At 46.3% G+C, this 13,217-nt stretch carries 16 protein-coding genes; 3 read left to right on the top strand and 13 right to left on the bottom strand.

Features of this window, described 5'->3' with window-relative positions:
- Window positions 1-13 precede the first annotated feature (13 nt).
- Both nadD and rsfS read left to right on the top strand, forming a co-directional pair.
- Entirely contained in the window at window positions 14-625 is a 612-nt protein-coding gene (nadD, locus tag EL216_RS07960; RefSeq protein ID WP_085390799.1) for a nicotinate-nucleotide adenylyltransferase, read from the top strand.
- Between the two features lie 81 nt (window positions 626-706).
- Window positions 707-1,102, top strand: a complete 396-nt coding sequence (gene rsfS / locus EL216_RS07955) for a ribosome silencing factor (protein ID WP_085390798.1) — start codon at window positions 707-709, stop codon at window positions 1,100-1,102.
- Between the two features lie 212 nt (window positions 1,103-1,314).
- Here rsfS and lysA read toward each other — a convergent pair whose 3' ends face one another.
- Window positions 1,315-2,535, bottom strand: a complete 1,221-nt coding sequence (gene lysA, locus EL216_RS07950; protein ID WP_085390797.1) for a diaminopimelate decarboxylase — start codon at window positions 2,533-2,535, stop codon at window positions 1,315-1,317.
- A gap of 6 nt (window positions 2,536-2,541) precedes the next feature.
- Entirely contained in the window at window positions 2,542-2,703 is a 162-nt protein-coding gene (lptM, locus tag EL216_RS07945) for an LPS translocon maturation chaperone LptM (RefSeq protein WP_085390796.1), read from the bottom strand.
- A 74-nt stretch (window positions 2,704-2,777) separates the two neighbouring features.
- On the opposite strand from lptM, the gene cyaY reads away from it, so the two are divergent.
- Window positions 2,778-3,101 carry an iron donor protein CyaY gene (cyaY, locus tag EL216_RS07940; protein ID WP_107929242.1) on the top strand — a complete coding sequence of 108 codons (324 nt, stop codon included), beginning with the start codon at window positions 2,778-2,780 and terminating at the stop codon, window positions 3,099-3,101.
- Between the two features lie 512 nt (window positions 3,102-3,613).
- Here cyaY and dnaJ read toward each other — a convergent pair.
- From dnaJ to EL216_RS07885, 11 genes are all read right to left on the bottom strand, one after another.
- Window positions 3,614-4,741: a molecular chaperone DnaJ gene (gene dnaJ, locus EL216_RS07935; protein WP_085390795.1), complete on the bottom strand. Its 1,128-nt coding sequence runs from the start codon at window positions 4,739-4,741 to the stop codon at window positions 3,614-3,616.
- 329 nt (window positions 4,742-5,070) lie between these two features.
- Entirely contained in the window at window positions 5,071-5,496 is a 426-nt protein-coding gene (locus tag EL216_RS07930; RefSeq protein ID WP_085390794.1) for a F0F1 ATP synthase subunit epsilon, read from the bottom strand.
- 10 nt (window positions 5,497-5,506) lie between these two features.
- Window positions 5,507-6,904: a F0F1 ATP synthase subunit beta gene (gene atpD / locus EL216_RS07925; RefSeq protein ID WP_085390793.1), complete on the bottom strand. Its 1,398-nt coding sequence runs from the start codon at window positions 6,902-6,904 to the stop codon at window positions 5,507-5,509.
- Between the two features lie 36 nt (window positions 6,905-6,940).
- Entirely contained in the window at window positions 6,941-7,816 is an 876-nt protein-coding gene (gene atpG / locus EL216_RS07920; protein WP_085390792.1) for a F0F1 ATP synthase subunit gamma, read from the bottom strand.
- A gap of 23 nt (window positions 7,817-7,839) precedes the next feature.
- Window positions 7,840-9,387 carry a F0F1 ATP synthase subunit alpha gene (gene atpA / locus EL216_RS07915; RefSeq protein WP_085390791.1) on the bottom strand — a complete coding sequence of 516 codons (1,548 nt, stop codon included), beginning with the start codon at window positions 9,385-9,387 and terminating at the stop codon, window positions 7,840-7,842.
- Window positions 9,388-9,397: 10 nt separating this feature from the next.
- On the bottom strand, window positions 9,398-9,931 hold the full coding sequence (locus EL216_RS07910) for a F0F1 ATP synthase subunit delta (RefSeq protein WP_085390790.1): 534 nt from the start codon (window positions 9,929-9,931) through the stop codon (window positions 9,398-9,400).
- Between the two features lie 4 nt (window positions 9,932-9,935).
- The gene (locus tag EL216_RS07905) at window positions 9,936-10,406 is read right to left on the bottom strand and encodes a F0F1 ATP synthase subunit B (RefSeq protein WP_085390789.1); all 471 of its coding nucleotides are present in this window, start codon (window positions 10,404-10,406) and stop codon (window positions 9,936-9,938) included.
- A gap of 73 nt (window positions 10,407-10,479) precedes the next feature.
- Window positions 10,480-10,713 (bottom strand): F0F1 ATP synthase subunit C, encoded by a 234-nt coding sequence (gene atpE, locus EL216_RS07900; protein ID WP_004284425.1) that lies wholly within the window; start codon window positions 10,711-10,713, stop codon window positions 10,480-10,482.
- A gap of 74 nt (window positions 10,714-10,787) precedes the next feature.
- On the bottom strand, window positions 10,788-11,654 hold the full coding sequence (gene atpB / locus EL216_RS07895) for a F0F1 ATP synthase subunit A (protein ID WP_085390788.1): 867 nt from the start codon (window positions 11,652-11,654) through the stop codon (window positions 10,788-10,790).
- Window positions 11,644-11,997 (bottom strand): ATP synthase subunit I, encoded by a 354-nt coding sequence (locus EL216_RS07890; RefSeq protein ID WP_085390787.1) that lies wholly within the window; start codon window positions 11,995-11,997, stop codon window positions 11,644-11,646. Before EL216_RS07890 ends, atpB begins: the two co-directional genes overlap by 11 nt.
- A 294-nt stretch (window positions 11,998-12,291) precedes the next feature.
- Complete coding sequence (locus EL216_RS07885; RefSeq protein WP_085390786.1) at window positions 12,292-13,152, bottom strand: ParB/RepB/Spo0J family partition protein; 861 nt, start codon at window positions 13,150-13,152, stop codon at window positions 12,292-12,294.
- Window positions 13,153-13,217: the final 65 nt, after the last annotated feature.

The following is a 13,217-nucleotide window of genomic DNA, read 5'->3' as shown; positions in this document are numbered from 1 at the left end:
ACGGCCTCAACCCATGAAAAAAATCGGACTTTTCGGCGGCACCTTCGACCCTATCCACAACGGCCACTTGCACATCGCCCGTGCGTTTGCCGACGAATCGGGTTTGGACATGGTGGTTTTTCTGCCCGCAGGCGACCCTTATCACAAAGAAGAAGCCACCCGCACGCCTGCACACCACCGTCTTGCCATGACCGAACTGGCAATCGCCGACGATGAACGTTTCGCCGTCAGCGATTGCGATATTGTGCGCGAAGGTGCCACCTACACTTTCGATACGGTACAGATTTTCCGCCAGCAATTCCCTGCCGCCCAATTATGGTGGCTGCTCGGCAGCGACAGCCTGCTTCGACTCCACACATGGAAAAAGTGGCAAACATTAGTCAAACAAATCAACATCGCCGTAGCCGCCCGACAAGGTTTCAGCCTTCATCAGGCCCCGCAAGAAATCCATGCATGGCTGGGCGAAGCCCTGCAAAACGGCCGCCTGAAACCGCTGCAAACGCCGCTGTACGACATCAGTTCCACCGAACTGCGCCGACGCATCGGCCGTAACGAACCGGTGTCCGATTTTTTAGACCGCCGCGTAGAAAACTACATCCGGCAGCACAAGCTGTATAAACCGTGATTTCAGACGGCCTCGGAAAAAAGGCCGTCTGAAAACCCTTCCCCCGATCTTTTATTAACAAAATCACCAACAGGAAAGCTAATGAACGAACAAGAACTGCAAGACTTGCAAAAAATGGTCGATGTCGCCGTAAACGCATTGGAAGACATCAAAGCCAAAGACATCACCGTGCTGGAAACCCAAGAAAAAACCTCTCTGTTTGCCCGCATGATTATCGCCAACGGCGACAGCTCCCGCCAAGTAAAAGCCTTGGCCAATAATGTGGCGGTTGATTTGAAGGCCGCCGGTTTTGAAATTCTCGGCAGCGAAGGCCAAGACAGCGGCGAATGGGCATTGGTCGACGCAGGCGATTTGGTTGTACACGTTATGCTGCCTGCCGTGCGCGATTTTTACGACATCGACAGCCTGTGGGGCGGCGAAAAACCCTCATTCCATGCCGGCGCACAAAAACCGTGGCACGCTGCTGATGCCGATTAAAACCGGCTATCTTGAAACCTATGCTTTGATGCAATCGAAATTCAGCACCGTTGCATGCGGATAGCCGCTCCGTTCCTATCTATCCCGAAGCGGAACACCGAAAACAGTTCGACCAACAAAACAACGCCTCTCATCTTGAATGTGCCGTAAAAAAGGCCGTCTGAAAGCAAAAGCTACTTTCAGACGGCCTCTCCGTCATCCGCTACCGGTTGTTATAAGCAAGCTGTTTCATTGGCCAATTGCTGTTCAATCGTTTCGCGTTGCCGAATCAACTTCACTTCGCTGCCGTCCACCAACACCTCCGCCGCGCGGTTGCGGGCATTATAATTGCTCGCCATGCTGCTGCTGTATGCTCCGGCACTGCGAACGGCCAACAGATCGCCCGCTTCACAGGCCAATACGCGTTCTTTAGCCAGAAAATCACCCGTTTCACAGATAGGGCCGACCACATCGGCGGTAAACGGTGCAATATCTTTTGATTCAACTGCTTCGATACGGTGGAAAGCACCGTAAAGTGCCGGACGCATCAAATCATTCATTGCCGCATCAACAATCACAAAATTTTTCTCTTCGCCCTGCTTCACAAACTCGACACGGGTAAGCAGAGTACCGGCATTTCCGACCAAACTGCGCCCCGGTTCCAATACCAATTTCAGCTTGCGTCCGCCCATCAATTCCGCAACGGCGTGCGCATAAGATGGCAAATCGGGTACTTCTTCATCATCGTATACAATACCGACACCGCCGCCCAAATCGATATGCTCCAGCACAATACCTTCGGCCGCCAACGTATCGACCAGCTTCAACGTACGTTCGCATGCCTCTACCAACGGGCTTAAATCGGTCAACTGCGAACCGATATGGCAATCGATACCGACGATTTTCAGACGGCCCAAACCGGCCGCATAGCGGTAAGCATCAAGCGCATCGGCGTAGGCAATACCGAATTTGTTGGATTTCAAACCGGTAGAAATATAAGGATGGGTTTTCGCATCCACATCGGGATTGATACGCAATGAGACGGGAGCTGTTTTGCCCAACCGCCCGGCCACCGCCTGTATGCGGTCAAGTTCAGGCAGGCTTTCCACATTGAAACACAACACGCCGGCATTCAACGCGAATTCAATTTCCGCCTCACTCTTACCCACTCCTGAAAAAATGGTTTTACCCGCATCGCCGCCCGCCGCCAGCACCCGTACCAATTCACCGCCCGATACAATGTCAAAGCCGCTGCCGAGGCTGGCAAAATGTTTGAGGATACTCAGATTGCCGTTCGCTTTAACGGCGTAGCAAACCAACGGTTCCAGCTTGTCAAACGCATCGGTATAAGCGTGAAAAGCCTCGGTAAGCGCAGCTTTGCTATACACATATAAAGGCGTGCCAAACTGGTCGGCAAGATGGGTAAAAGAGGTTTGTTCGCAATGTAAAGTCATTATGGTTTATTCCGAGGGAGCGGTAGGTTCTTTGGATTCAAACTGCAAACCGGTTTGGATAACTCCAAAACGGGCTTTATCGTTCTCTTTAGGCAGATACAGATCGCCTTTGTAACCGCAGCCGGCCAAAAATACGGCAGCTACCAGTAAAAGTGCGGTGGACTTCATGATCGTCTTCCTTCAGGCACGGTAATATGGCAAGATTCGGTATCTTAAACAAAAACGCAGCAATGCACAAAACCATCATGACTGAAAGCGAATTTTTACAACATTCCGATGCCCTCTTCGCCCATATTGAAGACCAAATCGACGAAGGCGGCTGGGATTTCGACTGCCGGTTCAGCGGCAACGTCCTTACAATCGAAGCAGGCGACGGCACGCAAATTATTGTTAACCGCCACACCCCCAATCAGGAATTGTGGATTGCAGCCAAAAGCGGCGGTTATCATTTTTCCGAAAAAAACGGCCGATGGCTGGCTACTCGCGATGGCAGTGAATTTTTCTCCGTATTAAATGCAGCATTGAGCGCAGCCGCCGAAGAAACGGTTAATATCGAAACCTTGTGATATGACAACACCGGAGGCCGTCTGAAATTAGGTTTTCAGACGGCCTCCGGTGTTTATGGCGAGCAAGATAAAATGGCGGTTCAATAACGGGGCAAACCGGTTCTGCTTACTTTTACTGCGGTTGGAGTCATTCGGCCATAACAAGGAATACCGGTTCACATTGCGCCATCTCCACCGTACTGCTTGCGGTTTACTGCCTTGTATGAATTTTGATGTTCACCGCCATATGCTTGCAACTCCTAGTGAATAGTTATCCCCGTTTTGCTTGTTAGAGCCACTATATACTCAATCGACCTTACCCTTATTACGGTGTTGCTGCACTTTGCCGCCTTATCAGATTGGCTATCTCGTTCAATCTTTTAAGGCCATCTGAAAAGCATGTCCATCGGCATCCGGCTTGTTTGAAAACAAAAACGGACAGTCAAAAGACCATCCGTTCTGCTATCTTAAATATATTTTTCAGACGGCCGTCTGAAAAAACAGATATTGGCTACTACATCCGATTAATCAGCTTAATCAAAAATATCGCGTACTTTATCGAAGAATGATTTTTGCCGCGGCGTTTGCGAACGCTCCATACCGGTAGAAATTTTCTCAAATTCTTCCAACAGCTCTTTCTGACGATCGGTCAGATTCACAGGTGTTTCTACAACCACATGACAATACAAATCACCTACGGCACTGGAACGCAACGATTTGATTCCTTTCCCTTTTACCCGCATACGGCGGCCGGTTTGCGTTTCTTTGGGAATACTCAGCTTCACCTTACCATCCAATGTAGGCACTTCCACTTCTCCGCCAAGCGCAGCAATCGCAAAACTAATGGGCATCTCGCAATGCAAATCCAAGCCGTTTCGCTCAAATGTTTTGTGTTCTTTCACATGCACCACAACATATAAATCACCATTCGGCGCACCGTGCATACCCGGTTCGCCTTCGCCGCTCAAACGGATACGCTGGCCGTCATCAATACCGGCAGGAATATTTACCTCAACCGTTTTGCTGGTTTTCACGCGGCCTTCGCCACGGCATTTCATGCAAGGATCTTTAATTTGCTTACCCGTACCGTGACAGGTCGGGCAGGTTTGCTGCATTTGAAAAATTGCTTGGCGGACATGAATCGTACCGCTTCCATGACAGGTGGAACAGGTTGTTGCAGATGTTCCCGGCTTGGCACCGCTGCCGTGACAAACATCACATTCTTCATGAGTCGGAATGGTAATGCGTTTTTTGATACCTTTGGCAGCCTCTTCCAGCGTGATTTCTACGGCATACTGTAAATCCGCCCCTTGGTAGCTCTGTTGGCGGCCACCTGCTCCACCACCAAACATTTGGCTGAAAATATCACCAAAATCAAACCCTTGAGCTCCACCAAATCCTCCAAAGCCACCGAAACCGCCGCCTCCCATATTGGGATCGACACCGGCATGACCAAATTGATCGTAGGCAGAACGTTTTTCTTTATCAGACAAAATATCGTATGCTTTTTGAACTTCTTTAAATTTTTCTTCGGCATCTTTATCATCCGGATTACGGTCGGGATGATATTTCATAGCCAATTTACGATAGGCTTTTTTAATTTCATCATCATTTGCACTGCGTGCAACGCCTAAGGTTTCGTAAAAATCTTTGTTACTCATAATACTTATTTTGAAGGGTTTATGAAAATTGACAATTAGATTAGGGCAGCCGTTAAAAACTCAAGAGTTAAAAAATAATTTAACTGCAATGGCTTGTGTTGCGAAACCAAGTATTTCACATTACTTTGTTTGTCCTTGTCGTACTATTTCATTTCTTATTTCTGCAACCGATTGTTTGCGACACAAGATTTGATTTCACTGCCATGCATTATCGGGTATGCTGTTATTTAATTCAGGTAACTCAAAATAATAAGTGATTATGCCAATTCTAAATAACAAAAAAGCACAGCCATAAAGCTGTGCTTTGATTGATTTATTTAAAACAAAATTTATTTGTTCTTTTGTGCACGAATATAATCCAGGGTTTTGAGTTGGGCAATCGCAGCAGCCAACGCCGCATGTGCTTTAGCCAAAGCTTCATCGTCTTGAGCTTGAGAAATACGGGCCTCTGCCGCTTTTTTAGCCTCTTCCGCACGCGCCTGATCCATTTCACTGCTGCGGACGGCAACATCTGCCAATACCGTCAATTTATCAGGCTGCACTTCCAAAAGACCGCCGGAAACGGCAACTAATATTTCCTCAGCCTGCCCGGGACTTGTCAAACGCAAAGTACCCGGACGAACTAAACTCATGATCGGTTCATGTCGCGGATAAATACCAAGCTCTCCGGTTACAGTAGGCACTACAACAAACGTTGCCTCTCCTGAATAGATATGTTGCTCGTTACTTACCACTTCAACTTGCATGATGTTCATGCCGATCTCCTTAGTTTACAGCTTTCGCTTTCTCTACGGCCTCTTCGATACCACCAACCATATAGAAAGCTTGCTCCGGCAGATGGTCATATTCACCATTCAAAATTGCCTTAAAGCCGGCAATCGTATCGCGCAATGAAACATATTTACCTGGAGAACCGGTAAATACTTCCGCAACATGGAATGGCTGAGACAGGAAACGTTGAATCTTACGTGCACGCATCACGGTCATTTTGTCTTCATCAGACAGTTCATCCATACCCAGAATTGCAATGATATCGCGTAATTCTTTATATTTTTGCAGAGTGGATTGTACACCACGGGCCACATCGTAATGCTCTTGACCCAAAACCATCGGATCCAACTGACGTGAAGTAGAGTCCAACGGATCCACTGCAGGATAAATACCCAAGGAAGCAATATCACGGCTTAACACCACGGTCGCATCCAAGTGGGCAAAAGTAGTCGCCGGTGACGGGTCGGTCAAGTCATCCGCAGGTACGTAAACCGCTTGGATAGAAGTAATGGAACCTGTTTGAGTAGAAGTAATACGCTCTTGCAGACGGCCCATTTCTTCGGCCAATGTAGGTTGATAACCTACTGCAGAAGGCATCCGTCCCAACAATGCAGATACTTCGGTACCGGCCAGAGTGTAACGGTAGATATTATCTACAAAGAATAATACGTCACGACCTTTACCGTTCTCGTCTTTTTCGTCACGGAAATATTCGGCCATCGTCAAACCTGTTAAAGCAACACGTAAACGGTTACCCGGAGGTTCATTCATTTGGCCGTAAACCATGGCTACTTTATCCAAAACGTTGGAGTCTTTCATTTCATGATAGAAGTCGTTACCTTCACGGGTTCGCTCACCTACACCGGCAAACACAGACAAACCGCTATGTGCCTTCGCGATGTTGTTAATCAACTCCATCATATTTACAGTCTTGCCTACACCGGCACCACCGAATAAACCTACTTTACCGCCTTTTGCAAACGGGCACAGCAGATCAATCACTTTAATACCGGTTTCTAACAACTCGGTGGCACTAGACAACTCATCAAATTTAGGGGCTGACTGGTGGATCGCTCGGGTTTCTTCGGCTTCAACGGGACCGGCTTCGTCCACAGGGTTGCCCAATACGTCCATAATACGTCCCAACGTGGCTTTACCCACTGGCACGGTAATAGGCGATCCGGTGTTAGTTACGGCCATTCCGCGTTTCAGGCCGTCTGAACTACCCATTGCAATAGTACGAACAACACCATCACCCAAAAGTTGCTGAACTTCTAAAGTGAGATCGTGATCGACTAATTTCAAAGCATCGTATACATGCGGAATTGCATCACGTGGGAATTCCACGTCAACTACCGCACCGATGATTTGTACGATTTTGCCTTGGCTCATTATCGTATCCTATTTTAAATGCACACTACCACGACCTTAAACGGCCGCAGCACCTGCAACAATTTCTGACAATTCTGTAGTAATAGCAGCTTGGCGCGATTTGTTGTACACCAAACGCAACTCTTTAATGGCATTACCCGCATTATCGGTTGCAGCTTTCATTGCTACCATACGTGCGGCTTGCTCAGATGCCATATTGTCACTTAATGCTTGATAAACCACAGACTCTAAATAGCGGCGGACTAAGTATTCCAAAACAGTAGCAGGACTCGGTTCGTAGCGGTAATCCCAACTGTAATCTTTACTCTCGCTAACACCTTCCATCGTGTTTTGCCCGATAGGCAACAAGGTTTCCATACGCGGCTCTTGACGCATCGTATTGATAAACCCTGAATAAACCAAATGGATGGCATCTAATTGATGTTTTTCATAGCGTTGGAAAATCTCGGTTAACGCCCCCAGTAATCTTTCCATTTTAGGGGTATCGCCCAAATTGGTTACACTGGCAATAACATTTAATCCGATACGTTGACAAGCAGCCAAACCCTTGCTACCTAAGCATACAACATCAATTGCAACACCTTGTTCCTGATACTCTTGAACTTGAGCCAAAAACTTCTTCAGCACATTAGCATTTAAGCCGCCGCACAAACCTTTATCGGTAGTAATCAGAATGAATCCGGCACGTTGCATCGTGCGGTGTGGTTCCAATAATTTGATACCGTGATCAGAATGGGTTTGCGCCAAATGGCTCATAACCAACCGTACTTTTTCGGCATACGGACGCGCCAATCGCATCCGCTCTTGAGTCTTCCGCATTTTAGAGGTTGACACCATCTGCATCGCTTTAGTGATCTTTTGGGTATTTTGAACACTTCGGATTTTGGTGAGAATCTCTTTTCCTACTGCCATTTCAGACTCCTTTCTCTCTAATCTTAAGCCTGATAGCTATAAGAAGATTTAAAGGATTTCATGGCTTGAGCCAATATCTGTTCATTCTCGTCAGACATTGCCCCAGAAGCATTGATGGCATCTAATACATCCGGATGTTGGGTGCGTACATGGTTTAAAAACTCAGCTTCAAACGCCAATGCTTTAGCTACGGGAACATCTTCGTAAGAACCGTTATTGATGGCCCAAAGCGTTAAAGCCATTTCCGCCGTACTCAAAGTACTGAATTGTTTTTGCTTCATCAATTCAGTTACCACCTCACCGTGTTCCAACTGCTTACGGGTAGCTTCATCCAAATCGGAAGCAAATTGCGAAAATGCTGCCAACTCACGATATTGGGCCAGTGCCAAACGAATACCACCACCTAACTTCTTAATAACTTTAGTTTGAGCGGCACCACCTACACGGGATACTGAAATACCGGCATTGATCGCTGGACGGATACCAGAGTTAAACAAGTCAGTTTCCAAAAAGATCTGGCCGTCTGTAATAGAAATTACGTTGGTCGGCACGAATGCAGATACGTCACCGGCTTGTGTTTCGATGATAGGCAATGCAGTTAAAGAACCTGTCTTACCTTTCACTTGGCCGTTGGTTAGTTTTTCAACTTCGTCCACATTGATACGTGCAGCTCGTTCCAGCAAACGGGAATGCAAATAGAATACATCACCAGGATATGCTTCCCGACCGGGAGGGCGGCGCAACAGCAAAGAAATCTGACGATAGGCCACCGCCTGTTTAGACAAGTCATCATAAACAATCAAAGCATCTTCGCCACGATCACGGAAGAATTCGCCCATAGTGCAGCCCGCATATGGAGCAATAAACTGCAATGCTGCCGCTTCAGAAGCTGTGGCGGCAACAACGATAGTATGTTCCATTGCACCATGCTCTTCCAATTTGCGCACGACGTTCGCAATAGAAGATGCCTTTTGACCAACAGCAACATAAATACAGATAACACCAGTGCCTTTTTGGTTAACAATCGCATCCAAAGCAACGGCTGTTTTTCCGGTTTGACGGTCGCCAATGATTAATTCACGTTGTCCACGGCCAATCGGAACCATTGAGTCAATGGACTTCAAGCCCGTTTGCATCGGCTGGTCAACTGATTGACGGGCAATCACACCAGGAGCAATCTTTTCAATTGGAGCGGATAAGGTTGTATTAATTGGCCCTTTACCGTCAATAGGACGGCCTAAAGCATCTACTACTCGACCTACCAGCTCACGACCAATAGGAACTTCCAAAATGCGCCCGGTACAAGTAACGGTATCGCCTTCTTTAATGTGCTCATATTCACCCAGCACTACGGCACCAACAGAGTCACGCTCCAAGTTCATGGCCAAACCGAAAGTATTGCCGGGGAATTCAAGCATTTCACCTTGCATAACGTCTGACAAGCCGTGAATACGAACGATTCCGTCAGTTACAGAAATTACGGTTCCGCGGTTACGAACCTCTGTGTTTACAGACAGATTTTCGATTTTAGCTTTAATCAAATCGCTAATTTCAGCAGGATTAAGCTGCATGAAAACTCTCCTAATTTATCATAGCCGCGTACAAGGCATTCAATTTACCTTGTAACGACAAATCTAACACCTGATCACCCATTTCAACTTTTATACCGCCTATCAACTCAGGATCAACTTCGGTAGTAATTTCCAAACTTGTACCAAATCGCTCTTGAAGCTCTGCAACCAGATCCTTCAATTGAGCATCTGTTAATTCATAAGCACTATAAATAACAGCTCGTTTTGTGTGATTTAGTGTCAGACTTAAATCTTGAAATTGTGCATAAACTTCAGGCAAAAGCTGCAAGCGTTTTTGTTCAGCCAAAACATGTACGAAATTTTTCAAACTCGCATCGTTCAACTCAACCAATCCAACCAAAACTTCTGCTTTATCAAAAGCACTTTTTTCGGGCTGTTCAATCAATGCAGCAATCTTCACCTGCTGTACAACGGATGACAGCTCTTTCAGTCCGCCCAACCAAGACTCAATTTGATTTTTCTCTTGAGCCAGGCCAAATAATGCTTTTGCATACGGTCTGGCAATTGTTGCGAACTCAGCCATAAGATCACAGCTCCTGTTTTAAAGCACTAAGCATTTGCGCATGCTTCTCAGCATTGACTTCACTACGCAAAATTGACTCGGCACCTTTTACTGCCAATGCAGCTACTTGTTCGCGCAAAGCTTCGCGCGCACGGTTAGCTTCTTGCTCGACATCGGCTTTGGCCTGCGCTGTAATGCGGGCAGCTTCTGTTGAGGCTTGTGTTTTAGCTTCCTCTACGATTTTAGCTGCACGTTTTTCGGCATTAGCTACTATTTCAGCAACTTGGTTCCGACCTTCGGCCAAGAGTTCTGCAACTTTCTTTTCTGCCTGTTCAAAATCGCTTTTACCCCGTTCGGCGGCAGCCAAACCTTCTGCGATTTTGTCGGCGCGCTCATCCAATGCTTTTGCGATCGGTGGCCACACAAATCTCATGGTAAACCATACCAAACCGAAAAAGACGATTAACTGCGCAAATAAGGTTGCATTAATATTCACTTTACTTAACCTTCGTATTAGGGTTAATCATACACATAGATGTTTCGCTTATTCGAAACAGCTTCTGTTCGGATTAGCCTGCAAACGGGTTAACGAAGGCGAACAGCAGTGCAATAGCCACACCGATCAAGAAGGCGGCATCAATCAAGCCGGCAATCAGGAACAGTTTGGTTTGCAGCGGGCCAATTAACTCAGGTTGACGGGCAGAAGACTCCAAATACTTGGAACCTACCATAGCAATACCGATAGAAGCACCCAAAGCGCCCAAAGCCACGATCAAACCACATGCGATAGCAATCAAACCCATTTCAAAACTCCTTAATAAAAACAAAGGTTAAAACCACGTTAAAAATACTACTTTATCAAATTGCAATATAGTAACTAGTGTGCATCATGTGCTTGACCGATATAAACAAAGGTCAAAGCCATAAAAATGAAAGCTTGCAAGGTAATAACCAAGATATGGAAAATGGCCCAAACCAAACCGGCGAGTATGTGGAATACAAACATAACCGGATCGAGCACGCCTACGCTGCCAGATACAGCCCATGCGCCACCTAACAGGGCGATAAGTAAGAACACCAACTCACCGGCATACATATTGCCGAATAACCGCATACCGTGAGAGATGGTTTTGGATATGAACTCTACAATATTTAAAATAAAATTGGCAGGTGCAAGTTTCACACCAAAAGGAGCACTGAATAATTCATGCATCCAACCGCCAAAACCTTTGATTTTGATATTGTAGAAAATACAGATCAATAAAACTCCGAGAGCTAAAGCCAACGTAGTATTTAAGTCTGCAGTAGGAACAACGCGAAGCAGCGCATGATGCTCACCTGTCGCAGCCTGCCAAGTCAAAGGCAACAGGTCAACCGGCAACAAGTCCATCGCGTTCATTAAGAAAATCCATACAAAGAGCGTCAAACCCAAAGGAGCGACAAATTTACGGGATTTCTCGTTGTGAACGATGTTTTTACACATATCGTCCACAAACTCGAACAAAATTTCTACTGCGGCCTGAAAACGACCGGGAACACCCGGAGTGGCCTTTTTTGCAGCACGCCATAAGAAGAAGCTACCCAAAATGCCCATTACGATAGCAAAAAATATAGCGTCAAGGTTGATAAATGAAAAGTCGGCAATATTTTTCAAACCCTGCCCTTGGGTTACATCCTGCAAACTCGTCAAGCTTTGCAAGTGGTGCTTGATATAGTCTGCAGCAGTCATTGATTCACCTGCCATAATTTCTAACTCTCAACAATGCTAAAAAAACCAGATGGCTGACAGCAAATAACCCCGCCAAGAAGGGAATAAATGTTAGTGACGCATGCCAAAAATAAAATACTATCAGCATCAACACCAGCGACAGCACTACTTTTAAGCTCTCTACAAACAAAAAAGCCTTTGCGGCTACTTGCGGGTAACGCTTTAGAAAACTTAAAAGTAATACTGCAACTGCAGAAGGCAATAAATAACATAAGCCGCCGGCCCATGAAGATAAAAAGCCTTTTATTCCACTTACAAGCGTACATATAACGGATGTGACTGATAACGCACTTAACTGTATATACAGAATCTTATTCATTCAGTTCAGCCACAGGTAATATAGGCCGAGCTACTATAATGAACTTACTAGGGTGCGTCAAGAAAATTGTTAATCTTTGTGAATTAAGTTTTCGGGCTGTTACCTGCCTGTTTTAGGACCTTTCGGAAAGGCTCTCGCTATGAATTACATAATACTACACAATTCAAAAAGTTATACAGCAAATTCTTCCCTTATCCGTTCATAATCTGCCCTATTTTCTCTTAAATAGAAATGGTTTATACCAAAACACAGGCCGTCTGAAATTTCAGACGGCCTCAAAATACTTTCCTTCCATTACCCCCCGTATTCGATACCGAATTGCTTTAACAAATTATCCAATGTTTCGGGATTATCAAAATACAAAACAATTTTGCCTTTTTTTTGGTTAACTGTTTGTACTTCTGCATTTACACCGAGTTTCTCGGTAATCGCATCATTAAGACGGCGGATATCGGGATGGATGGTTTTAGGTGCTTCTGCTTTTTTGCCTTGCTGGAGTACTTGACTGCGACGCTCCACTTCGCGCACCGACCAACCATTTTTTACTGCCTTTTGTGCTAATTCCAATTGTTCGACCACAGGTAATGTCAGTAATGCCCGGGCATGTCCCATTTCCAAGCGGCGCTGATAAAGCATATCCTGCACAGGTTCGGGCAACCCCAACAAACGCAGACTGTTTGAAACGCTGCTGCGGCTGCGTCCTACCGCTTTGGCAACGGTTTCATGGGTAAGTCCGAATTCATCGACCAACCGTTTCAAACCTTGTGCCTCCTCAATCGGATTGAGGTTTTCACGTTGGATGTTTTCAATCAAACCCATTGCGAGCGCCGCTTCATCGCTGATACTTTTGATGACCACCGGAATTTCCGTCAACCCTGCCAACTGGCTTGCCCGCCAACGGCGTTCGCCCGCAATCAGCTCGTATTGGGACAATCCGCGTTCCCGCACGATTACCGGCTGGATAACGCCTTGCGCTTTAATCGACTCCGCCAGTTCTTGCAAAGCCTCATCGTCCATCTGCACACGCGGTTGATAGCGGCCCGGTTGGATGTCGGACACGGCTACCGTAGTCAGGCGGTCGTTGCCGCCGTCGTCTATATTATTGGAAATCAGAGAATCTAAGCCGCGGCCCAAGCCGCCTTTGGGTTTTGCCATATCGGTATCCTTTTTTCAGACGGCCTATTTTATCGGATATTGTGTTTTACCGCACGACTTCGCTT

It is taken from the genome of Neisseria animaloris, assembly GCF_900637855.1.
In the GTDB taxonomy this organism is placed as follows: domain Bacteria; phylum Pseudomonadota; class Gammaproteobacteria; order Burkholderiales; family Neisseriaceae; genus Neisseria; species Neisseria animaloris.
The sequence above is the reverse complement of the archived record's forward strand: the minus strand, read 5'-3'. Positions and strand labels throughout refer to the sequence as shown.

Excerpts from the sequence above, each read along its gene's own strand:
- atpA (WP_085390791.1), bottom strand. The coding sequence starts at position 9,387 with ATGCAGCTTAATCCTGCTGAAATTAGCGATTTGATTAAAGCTAAAATC.
- lysA (WP_085390797.1), bottom strand. The coding sequence starts at position 2,535 with ATGACTTTACATTGCGAACAAACCTCTTTTACCCATCTTGCCGACCAG.
- rsfS (WP_085390798.1), top strand. The coding sequence starts at position 707 with ATGAACGAACAAGAACTGCAAGACTTGCAAAAAATGGTCGATGTCGCC.
- atpD (WP_085390793.1), bottom strand. The coding sequence starts at position 6,904 with ATGAGCCAAGGCAAAATCGTACAAATCATCGGTGCGGTAGTTGACGTG.
- EL216_RS07910 (WP_085390790.1), bottom strand. The coding sequence starts at position 9,931 with ATGGCTGAGTTCGCAACAATTGCCAGACCGTATGCAAAAGCATTATTT.
- EL216_RS07930 (WP_085390794.1), bottom strand. The coding sequence starts at position 5,496 with ATGAACATCATGCAAGTTGAAGTGGTAAGTAACGAGCAACATATCTAT.
- atpE (WP_004284425.1), bottom strand. The coding sequence starts at position 10,713 with ATGGGTTTGATTGCTATCGCATGTGGTTTGATCGTGGCTTTGGGCGCT.
- lptM (WP_085390796.1), bottom strand. The coding sequence starts at position 2,703 with ATGAAGTCCACCGCACTTTTACTGGTAGCTGCCGTATTTTTGGCCGGC.
- dnaJ (WP_085390795.1), bottom strand. The coding sequence starts at position 4,741 with ATGAGTAACAAAGATTTTTACGAAACCTTAGGCGTTGCACGCAGTGCA.
- nadD (WP_085390799.1), top strand. The coding sequence starts at position 14 with ATGAAAAAAATCGGACTTTTCGGCGGCACCTTCGACCCTATCCACAAC.
- atpB (WP_085390788.1), bottom strand. The coding sequence starts at position 11,654 with ATGGCAGGTGAATCAATGACTGCTGCAGACTATATCAAGCACCACTTG.
- EL216_RS07890 (WP_085390787.1), bottom strand. The coding sequence starts at position 11,997 with ATGAATAAGATTCTGTATATACAGTTAAGTGCGTTATCAGTCACATCC.
- atpG (WP_085390792.1), bottom strand. The coding sequence starts at position 7,816 with ATGGCAGTAGGAAAAGAGATTCTCACCAAAATCCGAAGTGTTCAAAAT.
- EL216_RS07885 (WP_085390786.1), bottom strand. The coding sequence starts at position 13,152 with ATGGCAAAACCCAAAGGCGGCTTGGGCCGCGGCTTAGATTCTCTGATT.